The organism is Arthrobacter sp. 9MFCol3.1, from assembly GCF_000620385.1.
Taxonomy (GTDB): domain Bacteria; phylum Actinomycetota; class Actinomycetes; order Actinomycetales; family Micrococcaceae; genus Arthrobacter.
In genome coordinates, this window is record NZ_JIBJ01000009.1 from 141,434 (window position 1) to 159,148 (window position 17,715).

Consider the following 17,715-nt stretch of genomic DNA (forward strand, 5'->3'; position numbering starts at 1 on the left):
CTGGAAGGGGCGGGTCATGGCATCACACCTTGTTGTGCGTGCCTGCCCGCCCTTTCGCGTTCCCGGCGAGCCTGGTGTTCCCGGCGACCCGGGGGTGCCCGGGGCCGCGGCCCTGCACCCTGAACTGCAGCTGGAACGCGACTCGCGTTCCCTGCTGGACGGGGCCGAGCTCGTACGGGCCAGGGCCATGACCCCGCGGACCAGGGAGGACTTCCTGGCCGGACGGCTCGCGCAACGGCGGTTCGCCGCCGGCCTGCTCGGCGTTCCGGCGTCGGACCTCACCGCCTGGTACAGCTGTCCGCGCTGCGGCGCCGGCGCGGACATCTCGCACGGCCGGCCCGGCTACCTGCTCCGGGGCGAGGCGGTGCCGCTGCTGCTGAGCCTGTCCCGCGCGGCCGGCTGGACGCTTCTGGCCGGGGTCGTGGACCCGGATCCGGGCCAGCGCCTGGGCATCGACGCCGAGGATCCGGCCCGGGCGGACTTCGACGGGTTCGACGACGTCGTGTTGACCCCGGCGGAACAACGTCACCTCGCCGGGCTGGACGGCATCGCGCTGCTGCGGGGGAGGGCCCGCCTATGGGCGCGCAAGGAGGCCTGGCTCAAGATGCTGGGCACCGGGCTGCAGACGGCCCCGGACACCCTGGACGTGCTGGCGCCGACGGTGAACGGCCGCGCCGGGCTCCGGGACCTGCCGCCGGCAGAGACGGGCCTGCCCGCGGACCTCGTGGCCGCCGTCGCCCTCGCAGTCATTCCATAGTGCTCAGAGCTTGGGCGGCGTTGCCTGCGGGAGCGGCGGGAGGGCGTCGGCGAACAGCCAGGGGTGCAGCAGGGCCTCTGCGTCCAGACCCGTGGTGTGGGCGGCCGCGACGATGAAATCGGCGGTCGTCACGGTGCCGTGGCGGAAGCGGTCCGTCCAGTCGTGCAGCAGGGCGAAGAACGCCAGGTCGCCGGAGCGTACCCGCAGGGCGTGCAGGGCCAGGGCCCCGCGTTTGTAGACCCGGTCATCAAACATCAGCTCCGGGCCCGGGTCGCCCACCATCAGGTCCTGCGGGGCCGCGGAGAGCTTGCGCCAGGCGGCGCGCGCGCGGGCGGCCGCCGACATGATGCCGGCCTCTTCAGACCAGATCCATTCCGCGTAGCAGGCAAAGCCCTCGTGCAGCCAGATGTCCTTCCAGGTTGCGGTGGTGAGCGAGTTCCCGAACCACTGGTGGGCGAGTTCATGGGCGATCATCCGCTGCGATTCCCAATCCTGCCGCAGATGGTTGGGGCCCAGGATGGACAGTGTCTGCGCCTCCAGCGGGATTTCCAGCACGTCGTCGGTGACCACCACGGTGTACTCCGGGAACGGGTACGGCCCAAAGCAGTTGGTGAAGGTCCGCATCATGTCGGGCTGGCGGGCCAGGGCGGCCCGGGCGCCCGCCTGCAGCGACGCCGGCACGGCCACATACTGCGGAACGTGCCCTGAGGGCCGCTCGGCATTGAGCGTCAGGAGCTCATAACGGCCGATCTGGACCGTCGCCAGGTAGGTGGCCATGGGTTCGGCCTGCTCAAAAACCCAGGTCTCGCGGCTGGCCCTGCTGGTGCGGGAGAGCATCACGCCGTTGCACACGGCCCGGTAGTTCGCGTCGGTGGTCACCGTGATGAGGTAGCTCGCTTTGTCCCGCGGGTGGTCATTGCACGGAAACCAGGAAGCTGCGCCGTTGGGCTGTCCGGCCACCAGCACACCATCGGAGAGCTCTTCCCAGCCCACTTCGCCCCACACGCCGCGGCGCGGCGCGGGGTAGCCCTCGTAGCGGATGTCCAGGGTGAAGGCCTCGGCGGCGAGCAGCGGGTTGTCGGGGTAGACGACGAGCTGCTCTGCCCGCTGGGTGAACCGGCGCACCCTGCGCCCGTTGAGCTGGATCTTGGTGGCCCGCAAACCGGCCAGGTCCAGGACAATCGCCGACGTCGGGAGCTGTGTGATGGCGTGCAGGACGGCGTGCCCGGCAAGGCGGTTGCTGCTGACCCGGTAGTCCAGATCGAGTTCATACCGGGTGACGCGGTAGGCGTTGGTCCCATGGCCCGGCATATAGGGGTCCGGGGCGCCGGCTTCCGGGGAGGTGGCCCGGCTGATTTCGCGGCTGATTTCCCCGCTGATGTCCCCGCGGGCGGCGGCGCCGCTGCTGCTTGGTGCGCTGGTGCTCAATGGACGGACCTTCGGTTGTGGTGCTGGTGGACGTGCGCAGGCGCCGGGCCTAACGGGGCCCGGCGGGCGGTGCCGGGCCGTCCCAGGGGCTGACCGGATTGCCCATCCAGTACGTCCCGGCAGGGACGGTTTCGCCCCGCATGACGAGGGACGCCGGCCCCACCGTGCCGCCGCTGCCGATCCTGGCCTGCGGCAGGATGACGCCGTGCGGGCCCATGGTGGCTCCGTCATCGAGCGTAACAGTGTCGATGCTCATGACACGGTCATGGAACAGATGGGTCTGGACCACGCACCCGCGGTTGACGGTCGAATTCCTGCCGAGGGTGACCAGGTCCGCCTCCGGCAGCCAGTAGCTTTCGCACCAGGTCCCGGTACCGATTTTCGCGCCAAGTGCCCGCAGCCACCACACCAGCGCCGGTGTCCCCGTGGCAGCGCGCGCGAACCACGGGGCGCTGACCATCTCAATGAATGTGTCCACAACCTCGTTCCGCCAAATGAAGGAGCTCCACAGCGGGTGCTCGCCGGGGCGGATGCGGCCCACCAGCAGCCACTTGGCCACGACGGCACTGCCCGCGGCCGTCGCCCCGGCAAGCAGGACCACCACCCCGCTCAGGAGGGCGGCGATTCCGTAGTTGAAGAGGGTCGCCATCGCGTCGAACGCCAGCATCACGCCGACGGCGATTGCGACTGTCAGCATGACCGGGACGAAGCGGCACAGCTCCCACAGGGCGCGCGCAACCTTCAGCTTCCGGGGCGGCTGGTAGGTCCGCGTGTCGTCCGAGGCGATGGCGGTGCGCCGCAGCCGCACAGGCGGGCTGCCGAGCCACGAGGTGCCGGACTTCGCCTTGGCCGGCGTCGCGGACAGCACCGCGACGAGGGAGTTCTTGGGCACGCTGCGCCCGGCCGCCGTCATGCCCGAGTTGCCCAGGAAGGACCGCTTGCCGATCTTGGCCGGGGCTATGTGCATCCAGCCGCCGTCGAGTTCGTAGGACGCCACCATGGTGTCATCGGCCAGGAACGCGCCTTCGCCCACGGTGGTCATCCGCGGGATCAGCAGCACAGTCGAGGCCTCGACGTTGCGGCCGACCTTGGCGCCGAGAAGCCGGAGCCAGACCGGCGTAAAGAGGCTTGCGTAGATCGGGAACAGCAGATCCCGGGCCAGGTCCAGCACTCGCTCGGTCGCCCACACCTGCCATCCGATCCGGCTCCGGACCCGGTAGTAGCCTTCCGCGAGGCCGACGCTGAGGAGCCTCGTCGTGGCCAGGATCAGCAGCAGGTTGGTCAGGAACCATGCCAGCGCGGCCAGCGGGATCGAGAGTGCTATGCCGGGCAACGCCGCGGCCAGGGAGGAACTGCCCCGGATGAACGCGAAGATCACCAAGGCCGCGACGGCGGCGGAGACGTAGGGGATGAGCGCCAGCATGGCAGAGGCGGCGGCGAAGCCGGCGAACCAGAGCCGGCCCATCAGCCGGTGCTCCGGAGGGGAGTCCGGCCACGAATGCCGGGCCTTGCCACGGCGCTCGGCCGGCGACCCGGCCACGAGCTGGCCCGCCTTGACCTTCCCGATCACGGCGGAACCCGGCTCCACCTGAGCTCCGGCACCCACCGTGGCGCCCGGCATCAGCGTGCTGCGGGCCCCGACGCTTGCGCCGGCGCCAATCCGGATGGCGCCGATGTGGACACGGTCGCCGTCGATCCACCAGCCGGACAGATCGACCTCGGGCTCGATATTGGACCCTGCGCCGAGGGTGAGCAGCCCGGTGACGGGCGGGAGCGAGTGGAGCTGGACATTCTCGCCGATCTTCGCCCCGAGAGCTTTCGCATAGTAGGGCACCCAGGGCGCGCTGGCGAGGCTGATGGCGCCGGCCAGGTCCTGGATCTGTTCCGCGAGCCAGAGCCGGAGGTGCACCTGCCCGGACCGGGGATAGGTGCCAGGCACGACGTTGCGGAGCAGGATGCGGGCTGCGGCAACGGAGAGCAGCATCCGCCCGGCGGGACTGACGAAGACCAGCCAGGATGCGCCCACCCACCACCATGAAATCGTTGGCGCGGCGCTGAATCCGGCGAAGGCGGCCAGCAGGTTGTTGGCTGCCATCAGGTAGGTCAGCCAGCGCATGCCGACCAGGATGTGCAAGGGAACGCCCAAGAGCGTCTGGAAGGCCTGGGACTTCCGCGCGGTGGGCCGGACCGTGCGCTCCTGGGCAGCGACGGCGCCGCCCTCAGGCAGCGACTGGCGGGCCTCGTCCACCAGGGCGCCCACCCGTGGTGTCGCGTAGATATCGGCCACCGTGATGGTGGGATAGCGGACTCGGAGGGCGGACACGAGCTGCGCGGCGGCCAGCGAGCCGCCGCCGTAGGCGAAGAAGTCGGCGTCGAGGCTGGTGACCGGGCTCCCCAGGACAGCGCTCCACTGCTCCACGATCCACTGCGCGTCCTCCGGCAGGTTCAGCGGCGCACCTTCGGCCTCGGCCGCTCCGGTTCCGCTGAGTGGCCAGGGCAGGGCATGGCGGTCCACCTTGCCGCTGGTCTTGGTCGGCAGCGAATCGACAAGCGTCAGCAGCGGAATGAGGGGCGCGGGCAGGCGTTGGCCCAGCAGTTCGCGGGCGGCCGCGAGGTCGATGTCCCGGCCCGAGACGGCGGCAAGGTAGCCGACCAGGATCTGGTTGCCGGCCGCGGTGGTCTGCACGGCGGCGGCGGCGCCGGCGATATCCGGCAGGGACTGCAGGGCGGCATCGATTTCGCCGAGCTCGATCCGGCGGCCGCCGAGCTTGACCTGCTCATCGGCGCGGCCATGGAAAATGAGGCCTTCCGCCTCGTACTTGACGAGGTCGCCGGAGCGGTAGGCGCGCGGCCAGCCCAGGGACGGCATGGGGGCATATTTTTCCGCGTCCTTGACCGGGTCAAGGTACCGGGCCAGCCCCACGCCGCCGATGATCAGTTCGCCCACCGCGCCCTCGGCGACGGGCAGCGAATCGGCGTCGACGACGGCGAGGTCCCAGCCGTCCAGCGGCAGGCCGATCCGGACGGGGCCGGGCGCGCCGAGCTGCGCGGCGCACGCGACCACGGTTGCCTCGGTGGGCCCGTAGGTGTTCCAGACTTCGCGTCCTTCGACGGCGAGCCGTTCGGCAAGGTCCGGCGGGCACGCCTCCCCGCCGAAGATCAGCAGCCGGACACTTTCCAGCGACTCCACGGGCCAGAGCGCTGCCAGCGTGGGGACGGTGGAGACCGCGGTGATGCCGTGGCTGATGAGCCACGGGCCGAGGTCCATGCCGGTCCGCACCAACGCCCGGGGTGCCGGAACCAGGCACGCGCCGTGGCGCCAAGCAAGCCACATTTCCTCGCAGGAGGCATCGAAGGCGACGGACAGGCCGGCCAGCACCCGGTCCTGCGGACCCACCGGATCGGCCTGCAGGAAGATGCGCGCCTCGGCGTCCACGAAGGCGGCGGCCGAGCGGTGCTGGACCGCGACCCCCTTGGGGGTGCCGGTGGAGCCGGACGTGAAAATGACCCATGCGTCGTCGTCGGGGCCGGGCGGCCTCGCGTCGGGGAACGGGCGGGGGCGGTTGCTGTCCGTGACGATTTTCCCGCCGGCGCGGAGGATGCCGGCCACCCGTGCCTCCCCGAAGACCAGTTTTGCCCGCTCGTCGGGATCGTCGGCGTCCACGGGGACATAGGCGGCACCGACCAGCAGCACCGCCAGGATCGAGACGTAGAGTTCGTTGGTGCCGGACGGGATCCGGACGCCGATCTTGTCGCCGGCACCGAGCCCGGCGAGGTGCAGTTTCCGTGCCGTGGCCCGGACCTCGTCCATGAGCTGGGCGTAACTGAGCGAACGGTGGCCGTCGTCGAGTGCCGAAGCGTCCGGGTACCGGGCGGCAGTATTGCGGAGGATGTCTATCAGCGTCCGCTCCGGCGGGGCGGAGAGTGCACCCGGCAGCTGGGGCTCGTGGACGGTGAGATGGGGAGCGGGAAGACTCTGCACCGCACCGGCGTCGGGGGCTTCACTGGGGGTCAGTCGTTGCTCGGTCACTGGCGCATTATCCCTGCAGGAGGTGAACGGATGGTATTGCCATACGGCTTAGGGAACCAGGATGACTTTGCCGGTGGTACGGCGCTGTTCAAGGTCCTCGTGGGCACGGGATGCCTCGCCGAGAGGGTAGCGTGCGCCGATCCTGACCTTCAGGCTGCCCTCGGCAGCGGCGGCAAAGACTTCGTCGGAGCGCCAGCGGCGTTCCCGGGCGTCGCGCAGGTAGTGGCCCATGGTGGGCCGCGTGAGGTACAGCGAGCCGCCGGCGTTGAGCCGCTGCGGGTCGAACGGCGGGACCGGGCCGGACGCTGCGCCGAAGAGGACCAGCATGCCCCGGATGCGCAGCGACGCCATGGAGGCGTCGAACGTGTCTTTTCCGACGCCGTCGTACACCACGTCCGCGCCGGTGCCGTTGGTCAGATCCCGGACCTGGTCAGCGAAACCGTCATAGCGCAGCACGTGATCGGCGCCGGCTTCGCGGGCCAGCTGCTCTTTCGCGTCTGTCGAAACGGTGGTGATGACGTTGGCGCCCCTGGCCTTGAGCAGCTGGATCATCAGGAGCCCCACGCCGCCGGCGCCGGCGTGGAGCAGGACGGTGTGGCCGGACTCGACCTTGAAGGTGGAATTGATCAGGTAGTGGGCCGTCACGCCTTGCAGCGGCAGCGCCGCGGCGGTGAAATCGTCCAGGCCGTCGGGGACCGGGAGGGCTTTGTCCTCATCGACGAGTGCATAGCCGGCGTAGCAGTCAACGCCCTCGGCCGTGGCCACCCGGTCGCCGGGCGCGAACCCGGTGACGGCGTCGCCGACCTCCTCCACGGTGCCTGCGGCTTCGGTGCCGGGCGTGAAGGGGTAGCTGACCTTGTAGACGCCGCTGCGCTTGTAGGTGTCAATGAAGTTCACGCCCGCGGCGGCGACCTTGACGAGCAGCTGGCCGGGCCCGGGAACGGGACGGGCTGTTTCGTCGAGCTCGAGGACCTCGGGGCCGCCGGCCTGGCGGGCGACGATTGCGTGCATCATGTGGCTCCTTTTCCGGGCGGGGAAATCTGTCCCGGTCCCTGGGTCCATCCTAGGGACACCGGCGGTAACCATGAAGGGGCGTTCCGTAACCAGCCGTCACGTGATGTTGAGCTGAGGTCGGCCGGAGGGCGGGACCGGCGCGGCAGCCGGTGGTCCGTCCTTTAGTAGCGGCGGGTGACCGTCGCCATCGGGCATTCGAAGTGGCGGCCCGCGGCGAGTCCGACGTCGTTGAGGTAGCGGACAATGATGGCGTATGACTGCATCAGCGTGGTTTCCGTGTACGGGACCTGGTGCTTGGCGCAGTACTCGCGGACGATCTTGGCAGCCTGGTGCAGCTGCGGGCGGGCCATGTCCGGGAAGAGGTGGTGCTCGGCCTGGCGGTTGAGGCCGCCGAGCAGGATGTCCATGAAGCGTCCGCCCGAGATGTTCCGGGACGTCAGGACCTGGCGGCTGAAGAAATCCACCCGGCTGTCCGCCGGGAGCACCGGCATGCCCTTGTGGTTCGGCGCGAAGGACGCGCCCATGTAGAAACCGAACACGGCCAGCTGGACGCCGATGAAGGCGAACGCCATGCCCAGCGGCAGGAAGGTGAACGCGAGGACCGGCAGGAGGCTGAGCCGGACCGCGAGAATCGGGATTTCGACCCAGCGGTGCGTGACCTTGGCCCGGCGGACGATGAATTTCACGGAATCGATCTGCAGTCCCAGGCCAACCAGGAACAGGAGCGGGAAGAAGAACCAGCCCTGCTTGCGGGTCAGGAACGCGAGGCGTCCCTGGCGGTCGGCTACGGCTTCGGGGTGGAAGGCGATGGGGCCGGGTGCGATGTCCGGGTCCTTGGAGATGACATTCGGGTGGTTGTGGTGCGCGCCGTGCTTCTGCTCCCACCAGGAGTAGCTGATCCCGGCCACGGACGTGGCGAGCAGACGTGCTGCCCAGTCGTTGGCGCGGCGGGACGCGAAGATCTGCCGGTGACCGGCCTCGTGGGCCAGGAAACTCAACTGCGTGCAGAGGATGCCCAGGGCGGCGGCGATCAGGAGCTGGAACCAGCTGTCACCGATCAGCGCGAACCCGAACCAGGTGGCGGCCATCAGGAGCACCAGGCTGGCGAACACCGTGATGTAGAACCCGACGCGACGTTCGAGGAGGCCGGCGGTCTTGACGCTCTTGAGGAGTTCCGAATAGCTCAGGACGACGGCGTTGGGCTGCCTGACGCGCGAGGTCGGTCGCGCCTGCGTTTCGGCGGGAAGGGTGGAAGTGGCGGTCATTAGGGCGCTGGCCTCGTCACGGTTACGGGCAACGCTGCAGCTGACATTCGCAGCTGCACGGTCTGGATCACCCTTTACCAAGCATACGCCCCCGGGTTTCCCCGGCACGCCGATCGGGCGCTTTGGACACACGCCCATCGATGCATAAATATCGGCATCTATGCATACTCTTGCTGTATAGTCGTGCTCATGACTATTACTGTTGCCGTCTCCGGGGCGAGCGGTTATGCCGGCGGCGAGGTCCTGCGGCTCCTCGCCGGTCATCCCGACGTCACCATCGGCGCCATCACGGCCCACAGCAACGCCGGTTCCAGATTAGGGGAATTGCAGCCGCATCTCCATGGCCTCGCTGACCGGATCCTCGAAGACACCACCGTGGACAACCTGGCCGGGCACGACGTCGTCTTCCTGGCGCTTCCGCACGGGGCATCCGCGGAGATCGCGGCGCAGCTGCCCGCCGGGACCCTGGTCATCGACGCCGGCGCGGACCATCGCCTTGAGGACCCGGAGGCCTGGGAGAAGTTCTACGGATCGGCACACGCCGGAACCTGGCCCTACGGCCTCCCTGAACTGCCCGGCCAGCGCGAGGCCCTGCGCGGCGCCGCCCGGATCGCCGTCCCCGGCTGCTACCCGACGTCGGCCCTGCTGGCACTCACGCCGGGCTTCAGCAGCCAGCTGCTGGAGGGTGACGACGTCGTGATCGTCTCCGCCTCCGGCACCTCAGGGGCCGGCAAGGCCGCCAAGGTCAACCTGATCGGCGCCGAAGTCATGGGCTCCATGAGCCCGTACGGGGTCGGCGGGGGACACCGGCACACCCCGGAGATCGAACAGGGACTCTCCAAAGCACTGGGGGCACCGGTCACCGTCTCCTTCACGCCCACGCTGGCGCCAATGAGCCGCGGCATCCTCACCACGGCGACCGCCAGGGTGCGCCCGGGTGTCACCGTCGAAGGGCTGCGCGCCGCCTGGGCCGAGGCCTACGACGACGAACCGTTCGTGCACCTGCTCCCCGAGGGCCAGTGGCCCTCTACCAAATCGGTCCAGGGATCGAACCACACGGCCATGCAGCTTGCCTTCGATGAGCACACCGGCCGCGTGATCGTGTGCTGCGCCATCGACAACCTGACCAAGGGAACCGCCGGCGGGGCCGTGCAGTCCATGAACATAGCCCTCGGCCTGGCGGAAACCGCCGGCCTCAACCTCCAGGGAGTCGCACCGTGAGCATCACCGCACCGCAGGGATTCCGCGCCGCCGGCGTGACGGCCGGGCTCAAGGCGTCCGGCAACCCGGACCTGGCCCTCGTGGTCAACGACGGCCCGTCCAAGTCCGCCGCGGCGGTCTTCACGTCCAACCGCGTCGCCGCGGCCCCAGTGCACTGGTCCCGCGAGGTGGTCAAGGACGGCCGAGTGGACGCCGTCATCCTGAACTCCGGCGGGGCCAATGCCTGCACCGGGCCCCAGGGCTTCCAGAACACCCACACCACCGCGGAGAAGACCGCCGAGGCCCTCGGCGTCTCCGCCACCGACGTCGTGGTCTGCTCCACCGGACTGATCGGCGAGCAGCTCCCCATGGACAAGATACTGGCCGGGATCGGTTCCGCCACGGCGGCCCTGGCCGCGGACGGCGGCGCCGCGGCAGCCACCGCGATCATGACCACGGACTCCGTGTCCAAGCAGGCCGTCTTCACCGGCACGGCCGCCGACGGCACCCGGTTCACCATCGGCGGCATGGCCAAAGGCGCCGGCATGCTGGCGCCGGGCCTGGCCACCATGCTCGTGGTCCTCACCACGGACGCCGACGTCCCGCCGGACATGCTCGACGCCGAACTTCGCAACGCCACGCGGGTCACCTTCGACCGGGCGGACTCTGACGGCTGCATGTCCACCAACGACACCGTGGTGCTGCTGGCCTCCGGGGCCTCCGGCGCCGTGCCCTCCGCCGCCGACTTCGGCACGGGCCTGACCCAGGTCTGCGCCGAGCTGGCCCGCAAGCTGATCGGCGACGCCGAGGGCGCCAGCCACGACATCGCGATCCGGACGTTCAACGCCGCGAGCGAGCGGGACGCCGAAATCGTCAGCCGCGCCGTCGCCCGCTCCAACCTGTTCAAGACCGCGATCTTCGGCAAGGACCCCAACTGGGGCCGCGTGCTGTCCGCCGTCGGCACCACCGACGCGGCGTTTGAGCCGGACCAGCTGAACGTGTCCATGAACGGCGTGCAGATCTGCCGCAACGGCAGCATCGGCGATGACCGGAACCTCGTGGACCTCGAACCGCGCGAGGTCCTCGTCGAAATCGACCTGCGGGCCGGCACGGCCGAGGCCACGATCCTCACGAACGACCTCACCCACGAATACGTCCACGAAAACAGCGCCTACTCCAGCTAGCCCCCTGAAGGGGACTACAGGGGACCAGCAGGAAGGACGAACAGCATGAACACCCAGACCCGCGAGACCACATCCCAGTCCGACGCCCGGGACAAAGCCGCCACGTTGATCGAGGCGTTGCCCTGGATCCAGCGCTTTGCCGGCAGCACCATGGTGATCAAGTACGGCGGCAATGCCATGGTCAACGACGAGCTCCGCCACGCCTTCGCCGAGGACGTCGTGTTCCTGCACCACGTCGGTATCCACCCCGTGGTGGTGCACGGCGGCGGCCCGCAGATCAACGCCATGCTCAGCCGGCTCGGGATCGAGTCCGAATTCAAGGGCGGGCTGCGCGTCACCACGCCCGAGGCTATGGACGTGGTCCGCATGGTCCTCACCGGCCAGGTGGGCCGCGAACTCGTGGGCCTGATTAACTCCCACGGCCCCTACGCCGTCGGGATGTCAGGTGAGGACGGCGGCCTGCTCCGCGCCGTCCGCACCGGCACCGTGGTGGACGGCGAAGAGGTGGACCTGGGCCTCGTCGGCGAGGTGGTCGGCGTGAACCCGGAAGGGATCGTGGACATCCTCGCGGCCGGCCGGATTCCCGTGATCTCCACCGTCGCCCCGGAAATCCACGACGACGGATCCACTACCGGGCAGGTACTGAACGTCAACGCGGACACCGCGGCGGCCGCTGTCGCGTCGGCCCTGGGGGCGTCCAAGCTGGTCATCTTGACCGACGTCGAAGGCCTCTACGCCAACTGGCCGGACAGGTCATCGCTCATTTCGTCGCTGACGGCGTCGGAGCTGCGCGAGATGCTGCCGCGCCTTGAGTCCGGCATGATCCCGAAGATGGCGGCGTGCCTGAAAGCCATTGACGACGGCGTCGAGCGCGCCCATATCGTGGACGGCCGCCTGCCGCACTCGATGCTCCTGGAAACCTTCACGACCGCCGGCATCGGCACGCAGGTCGTCCCCGACGAGGAAGTGAACGCATGAACGAAACTGTAGGCGTGAGTCCGACCGGCGATGGGGCCCCCGCCCGTCCCCAGCCTCACCCCATCCTCGCAAGCTCGGACAGGGACCCCGGAGCCCGGGGGCCCTTCGCGGTGCCCGACCACACCCGGGCCCCCATCGCCGGCTCGGCCCCCACAGCTTCCGTTATGACTGGAAAGAGTAGTGGCGCGCAGTGGCTGTCCCGCTACTCCTCCTCCTTGCTCGGCGTCTTCGGCACCCCGCAGCGGGTCCTGGTCCGCGGCGCCGGCTGCCTCGTGTGGGACGCCGACGGCAAGGAGTACCTGGACCTGCTCGGCGGCATCGCGGTGAACGCCCTCGGGCACGCCCACCCCTTCGTGACCTCGGTGATCTCCAGCCAGCTGGCCACCCTGGGCCACGTCTCGAACTTCTTCACCAGCCCCACCCAGATCGCCCTGGCAGAGAAGCTGCTGGAACTGTCCAAGGCACCGGCCGGCTCCAAGGTGTTCTTCGCCAACTCCGGCACGGAGGCCGTTGAGGCGGCCTTCAAGCTGGCCCGCCGGAACAGCGGCGCCAGCCACGGCTCAGTAGAGAGGCCCCGCACCAAGATCATCGCGCTCGAAGGCGCCTTCCACGGGCGCACCATGGGCGCCCTCGCGCTGACCTCCAAGGAGGCCTACCGGGCGCCGTTCGCGCCGCTGCCCGGCGGCGTCGCGCATGTCCCGTTCGGCGACATCGAAGCCCTCCGCGCCGCCATCGATGAAACCACCGCCGCCGTCTTCCTCGAACCGATCCAGGGCGAGGCCGGCGTCCGGCCGCTGCCTGCCGGCTACCTCAAGGCGGCCCGCGAGGCCACGACCGCGGCCGGCGCCCTGTTGATCCTCGACGAGGTCCAGACCGGCATCGGCCGCACCGGCAAGTGGCTGGCCAGCGAGGATTCCGGAATCGTGCCCGACGCCGTGACCCTCGCCAAGGGCCTGGGCGGCGGCTTCCCGGTCGGCGCGCTCGTGACGTTCGGCCCGGACACGTCCGAGCTGCTGACCGCCGGCCAGCACGGGACGACATTCGGCGGGAACCCGGTGGCCACCGCCGCCGCCCTCGCCACCCTGCACGTCCTGGAAAACCAGGACATCCTGGCCCACGTCCGCAACCTGGGGGAGCACCTGCGCGCCGGCCTCGCCGGAATCGCCGGCGTGACCGAGGTCCGCGGCGAGGGGCTGCTGATCGGCTTCGACCTCGACGCCGACGTCGCCCCGGGCGTCGTCGCCGCCGGCCTCGACGCCGGGTTCATCGTCAACAGCCCGGGCCCGCGAACCATCCGGCTGGCGCCCCCGCTGATCCTGACCACCGAGCAGGCAGACCTTTTCCTGGCCGCCCTGCCCGCACTGCTCGAGACCGCCAAGACCAACGCTGCAAAGGACGCCAAGTGACCGCCGCCGTGACCGCAACTGAACTCTCGACAAGACCCGTCCGCCACTTCCTCAAGGACACGGACCTCAGCCCGGCCGAACAGGCCGAGGTCCTCGAGCTCGCCGTCCGAATGAAGGCCGCCCCCTACAGCGTTCAGCCCTTCGCCGCGGCCGGCAACGGCCGCCGGACGGTGGCCGTCATCTTCGACAAGACCTCCACCCGGACCAGGGTCTCCTTCGCCACGGGCATCGCGGACATGGGCGGCAACGCGCTCATCATCAACCCCGGCGAGGCGCAGATCGGGCACAAAGAATCTGTCGAGGACACCGCCAAGGTGCTCGAACGCATGGTCTCCACCATCGTGTGGCGCACCGGCGCGCATGCCGGGCTCGTCGCCATGGCAGAGAACTCCCGCGTTCCGGTCATCAACGCCCTGTGCGATGACTACCACCCGTGCCAGCTCCTGGCCGATCTGCTGACCGTCAAGGAGCACAAGGGCTCGCTCCAGGGCCTGACCATGGCGTACCTGGGCGACTCGGCCAACAACATGGCCAACTCCTACCTGCTGGCCGGCGTCACGGCGGGCATGAACGTCCGCATCGCGGGCCCGGAGGGCTACCTGCCGTCGCCGGAGATCATCGCCGCCGCCGAGGACCGCGCCGCGGAGACCGGCGGCTCGGTGCTGGTGACGGTCGACGCCGCCGAAGCCCTCCTGGGCGCCGACGTCGTCGCGACCGACACGTGGGTGTCCATGGGCCAGGAGGCGGAGAAGGAAGCGCGGATGAAGCTGTTCCGCGCCTACTCCGTGGATGCCGACGCGATGAAGCTCGCGGCGCCGGACGCCGTCGTGCTGCACTGCCTGCCGGCCTACCGGGGCTACGAAATCGCCGCGGACGTCATTGACGGCCCGCAGTCGGTGGTCTGGGACGAGGCCGAGAACCGGCTGCACGCGCAGAAGGCACTCATGGCCTGGCTCATGCACCGCTCCGGCCTGGCCGTTGTTGATGGGCTGGCACCGGTGGGCGGCCCGGCCTGATGTCCGTCCAGCCAGCCTCTCCGGGGGCCAGCCCGGCCACCAAAACGGCCCGGCAAGCGCGGATCACGGCGATTCTGACGGGCGAGTCGGTCCGATCCCAGGCCGAACTCGCGGCGCTGCTCGCGGACGACGGCGTCCAGGTCACCCAGGCCACGCTTTCACGCGACCTCGTGGAACTCGGCGCCGTCCGGGTCCGCAGCAAGGACGGCGTTCTGGTCTACGCCGTCCCGGGGGAGGGCGGCGAACGGGCGGCCAAGAGCGGCGTCACACAGGAAATCCTCGACGCCCGGCTGACCCGGTTGTGCGGGGAACTGCTCGTCACCGCCGAGGCCTCCGCCAACCTCGTGGTGCTTCGGACCCCGCCGGGCGCCGCGAACTTCCTGGCCCTCGCCATCGACCACTCCGTGATGCCCTCGATCCTGGGCACCATCGCTGGGGACGATACCGTCCTTCTTGTCACCCGGGACCCCCTGGGCGGCGCGGACGTTGCCGCACGCTTCCTGCAGTTCGCCGAGGAAGCCGGCCAATGAGCCACACACCCTGGGCCTTTCAAACGACCGTGTACCCGGGGTGTGTGACAGGCTTGCAACAGAGCTTTTTCCAGACTTAAAGCATCACCAAACAACTAAGGAGCATTTCCGTGACTGAGCGTATTGTTCTGGCCTACTCCGGTGGCCTGGATACTTCCGTAGCCATCGGCTGGATCGGTGAAGCCACCGGCGCCGAGGTCATCGCCGTGGCGGTCGACGTCGGACAGGGCGGCGAATCGCTGGAGACCATCCGCCAGCGCGCGCTGGGCTGCGGCGCCGTCGAGGCCTACGTCGCCGACGCGTCCGACGAGTTCGCCAACGAGTACTGCGTGCCCACGCTGAAGGCCAACGCCCTCTACCAGGGCCACTACCCGCTGGTCTCGGCCATCTCCCGCCCGGTGATCGTCAAGCACCTGGTCAAAGCCGCCCGCGAATTCGGCGCCACCACCGTCGCCCACGGCTGCACCGGCAAGGGCAACGACCAGGTCCGCTTCGAAGTCGGCATCCAGACCCTCGGCCCGGACCTGAAGTGCATCGCCCCGGTCCGCGACCTCGCCCTGACCCGCGACAAGGCCATCGCCTTCGCCGAGGAAAAGGGACTGCCCATCGAGACCACCAAGAAGAACCCGTACTCGATCGACCAGAACGTCTGGGGCCGCGCCGTCGAAACCGGCTACCTCGAGGACATCTGGAACGCCCCCACCAAGGACATCTACGACTACACCGCCACCCCGGAATTCCCGCCGGCCCCGGATGAGGTCACCATCTCCTTCGAAGCCGGCGTGCCGGTCGCGATCGACGGCGTCAAGGTCACCCCGCTGCAGGCCATCAAGGAACTCAACCGCCGCGCCGGCGCCCAGGGCGTGGGCCGGATCGACGTCGTCGAGGACCGCCTCGTCGGCATCAAGTCCCGCGAGATCTACGAGGCACCGGGCGCCATGGCGCTCATCACCGCGCACAAGCACCTCGAAGACATCACGATCGAGCGCGAGCAGGCCCGCTTCAAGGCGACCGTCGGCCAGCGCTGGGCCGAGCTGGTCTACGACGGCCAGTGGTTCTCGCCGCTCAAGCGCTCCCTCGACGCCTTCATCGAGGACACCCAGAAGTACGTCTCCGGCGACATCCGCATGGTGCTGCACGGCGGCCAGGCGATCGTCAACGGACGCCGCTCCGAGACCTCGCTCTACGACTTCGACCTCGCCACGTACGACACCGGCGACACCTTCGACCAGTCGATGGCCCGCGGCTTCATCGAGCTGTGGGGCATGTCCGCCAAGGTTGCCTCCGGCCGCGACATCCGCGTCGAAGGAAAGTAGCCCGCATGGCTGAGTCGGAAACCACCGGGTCCGGGGTGCGCTCCGCGACAAATACAGGAGCGCTGTGGGGCGGCCGGTTCGCCGGCGGCCCCGCGGACGCCCTCGCCGCGCTGAGCAAGTCCACGCACTTCGACTGGCGGCTGGCCCGCTACGACATCGCCGGGTCCAAGGCGCACGCCCGCGTGCTGCACAAGGCGGGGCTGCTGGACGACGCCGAACTGGACGGCATGCTGGCCGCCCTGACGCAGCTGGATGAGGACGTCGCTTCCGGCGCCTACCTGCCGGCCGAGTCCGATGAGGACGTGCACGGTTCGCTGGAGCGCGGCCTGATCGAGCGCGCCGGCACCCAGCTCGGGGGCAAGCTCCGTGCCGGCCGGTCCCGCAACGACCAGGTGGCCACGCTGGGACGGATGTTCCTGCGCGACCACGCCCGGATTATCGCCCGCGGCGTGCTCGCCACGATCGACGCGCTCGTGGACCAGGCCAAGGCGCACCAGGGGGTGGCCATGCCCGGCCGCACCCACCTGCAGCACGCCCAGCCTGTCCTGCTCAGCCACCACCTGCTGGCCCACGCCTGGGCGCTGCTCCGCGACGTGCAGCGGCTCGCCGACTGGGACAAGCGCGCCGGGGTTTCGCCCTACGGCTCGGGTGCCCTTGCCGGCTCCTCGCTCGGACTGGACCCCGAGGCCGTCGCCGCGGACCTGGGCTTCTTCTCCGCGACGCACAACTCGATCGACGGCACCGCCTCCCGCGATGTCTTCGCCGAGTTCGCCTGGATCACGGCCATGATCGGCGTGGACCTGTCCCGGGTCTCGGAGGAAGTGATCCTGTGGGCCACGAAGGAATTCTCCTTCGTCACCCTGCACGATTCCTACTCCACCGGCTCCTCGATCATGCCGCAGAAGAAGAACCCGGACGTGGCGGAACTCGCCCGCGGCAAGGCCGGCCGGCTGATCGGCAACCTGACCGGGCTGCTGGCCACCCTGAAGGGCCTGCCGCTCGCGTACAACCGCGACCTGCAGGAGGACAAGGAACCGGTCTTCGACGCCGCCGACACCCTGGAGGTCCTGCTCCCGGCAGTCTCCGGCATGATCGCGACGCTGAAGTTCAACACCGAACGGATGGAAGCGCTGGCACCTCAGGGTTTCGCGCTGGCGACGGATATCGCCGAATGGCTGGTCCGCCAGGGCGTGCCGTTCCGCGAGGCGCACGAGCTCTCCGGCGCCGCGGTCAAGCAGGCCGAAAGCCGCGGCGTCGAGCTTTGGGACCTCACGGACGAGGAATACGCCGCCATCTCGGGGCACTTTACGCCGGAGGTCCGCACGGTCCTGTCCACTGAAGGTTCGCTCAACAGCCGGAACTCGCAGGGCGGCACCGCACCGGCAGCCGTCGAACGCCAGCTGGTGGCCCTCGAGGGCGAGCTCGCCGGCGTGCGCGAGTACGCGGGGTAGCGCAGGGCGCGGATCCCAGGTCCCGGCAGGCCCGACCACACGTGGTCGGGCCTGCCGGGACTTTCTTCGTTAAGGTGGGCGGACAGGCGGGGGACAGACACTGTCAAGGGGAGACACACATGAACGGTAATTCCGGGGCC

General features: G+C 69.5%; 13 protein-coding genes. 9 read left to right on the plus strand and 4 right to left on the minus strand.

Translation table 11 applies throughout. The annotated features are described in order from the left end of the window. Positions 1-16 precede the first annotated feature (16 nt). Positions 17-757, plus strand: coding sequence for a 4'-phosphopantetheinyl transferase family protein (locus C560_RS0111685; protein ID WP_026538345.1), 741 nt, complete (start codon positions 17-19; stop codon positions 755-757). Between the two features lie 3 nt (positions 758-760). Here the strand turns inward: C560_RS0111685 and C560_RS0111690 are convergent, their stop codons facing one another. From C560_RS0111690 to C560_RS0111705, 4 genes are all read right to left on the minus strand, one after another. Further along, entirely contained in the window at positions 761-2,185 is a 1,425-nt protein-coding gene (locus C560_RS0111690; RefSeq protein WP_018774422.1) for a M1 family metallopeptidase, read from the minus strand. Between the two features lie 49 nt (positions 2,186-2,234). Further along, entirely contained in the window at positions 2,235-6,167 is a 3,933-nt protein-coding gene (locus C560_RS0111695) for a Pls/PosA family non-ribosomal peptide synthetase (protein ID WP_026538346.1), read from the minus strand. 96 nt (positions 6,168-6,263) lie between these two features. Next, positions 6,264-7,229 (minus strand): quinone oxidoreductase family protein, encoded by a 966-nt coding sequence (locus tag C560_RS0111700; RefSeq protein WP_026538347.1) that lies wholly within the window; start codon positions 7,227-7,229, stop codon positions 6,264-6,266. 161 nt (positions 7,230-7,390) lie between these two features. Further along, positions 7,391-8,494: a fatty acid desaturase family protein gene (locus C560_RS0111705; RefSeq protein ID WP_026538348.1), complete on the minus strand. Its 1,104-nt coding sequence runs from the start codon at positions 8,492-8,494 to the stop codon at positions 7,391-7,393. A 189-nt stretch (positions 8,495-8,683) separates the two neighbouring features. On the opposite strand from C560_RS0111705, the gene argC reads away from it, so the two are divergent. From argC to argH, 8 genes are all read left to right on the plus strand, one after another. Beyond that, positions 8,684-9,715, plus strand: a complete 1,032-nt coding sequence (gene argC / locus C560_RS0111710; RefSeq protein WP_026266601.1) for an N-acetyl-gamma-glutamyl-phosphate reductase — start codon at positions 8,684-8,686, stop codon at positions 9,713-9,715. Continuing rightward, positions 9,712-10,878 (plus strand): bifunctional glutamate N-acetyltransferase/amino-acid acetyltransferase ArgJ, encoded by a 1,167-nt coding sequence (gene argJ / locus C560_RS0111715; RefSeq protein WP_026538349.1) that lies wholly within the window; start codon positions 9,712-9,714, stop codon positions 10,876-10,878. The genes argC and argJ overlap by 4 nt, the downstream gene beginning before the upstream one ends. A 45-nt stretch (positions 10,879-10,923) precedes the next feature. After that, on the plus strand, positions 10,924-11,856 hold the full coding sequence (argB, locus tag C560_RS0111720) for an acetylglutamate kinase (protein WP_026538350.1): 933 nt from the start codon (positions 10,924-10,926) through the stop codon (positions 11,854-11,856). A 164-nt stretch (positions 11,857-12,020) separates the two neighbouring features. After that, entirely contained in the window at positions 12,021-13,262 is a 1,242-nt protein-coding gene (locus C560_RS0111725; RefSeq protein WP_051533129.1) for an acetylornithine transaminase, read from the plus strand. Beyond that, positions 13,259-14,278, plus strand: a complete 1,020-nt coding sequence (gene argF, locus C560_RS0111730; protein ID WP_197026146.1) for an ornithine carbamoyltransferase — start codon at positions 13,259-13,261, stop codon at positions 14,276-14,278. The genes C560_RS0111725 and argF overlap by 4 nt, the downstream gene beginning before the upstream one ends. Beyond that, entirely contained in the window at positions 14,278-14,808 is a 531-nt protein-coding gene (locus C560_RS0111735; RefSeq protein ID WP_026538353.1) for an arginine repressor, read from the plus strand. The genes argF and C560_RS0111735 overlap by 1 nt, the downstream gene beginning before the upstream one ends. Before the next feature lie 110 nt (positions 14,809-14,918). Further along, the gene (locus C560_RS0111740; RefSeq protein WP_026538354.1) at positions 14,919-16,124 is read left to right on the plus strand and encodes an argininosuccinate synthase; all 1,206 of its coding nucleotides are present in this window, start codon (positions 14,919-14,921) and stop codon (positions 16,122-16,124) included. Between the two features lie 5 nt (positions 16,125-16,129). After that, a complete protein-coding gene (argH, locus tag C560_RS0111745) occupies positions 16,130-17,575 on the plus strand; it encodes an argininosuccinate lyase (protein ID WP_026538355.1) in 1,446 nt (481 codons plus the stop codon). The last annotated feature ends 140 nt before the right edge of the window (positions 17,576-17,715 follow it).

Coding starts and splice junctions, on each gene's coding strand:
- C560_RS0111685 (WP_026538345.1), top strand. CDS start 17: ATGGCATCACACCTTGTTGTGCGTGCCTGCCCGCCCTTTCGCGTTCCC.
- C560_RS0111700 (WP_026538347.1), bottom strand. CDS start 7,229: ATGATGCACGCAATCGTCGCCCGCCAGGCCGGCGGCCCCGAGGTCCTC.
- C560_RS0111705 (WP_026538348.1), bottom strand. CDS start 8,494: ATGACCGCCACTTCCACCCTTCCCGCCGAAACGCAGGCGCGACCGACC.
- argC (WP_026266601.1), top strand. CDS start 8,684: ATGACTATTACTGTTGCCGTCTCCGGGGCGAGCGGTTATGCCGGCGGC.
- argB (WP_026538350.1), top strand. CDS start 10,924: ATGAACACCCAGACCCGCGAGACCACATCCCAGTCCGACGCCCGGGAC.
- C560_RS0111725 (WP_051533129.1), top strand. CDS start 12,021: ATGACTGGAAAGAGTAGTGGCGCGCAGTGGCTGTCCCGCTACTCCTCC.
- C560_RS0111735 (WP_026538353.1), top strand. CDS start 14,278: ATGTCCGTCCAGCCAGCCTCTCCGGGGGCCAGCCCGGCCACCAAAACG.
- argH (WP_026538355.1), top strand. CDS start 16,130: ATGGCTGAGTCGGAAACCACCGGGTCCGGGGTGCGCTCCGCGACAAAT.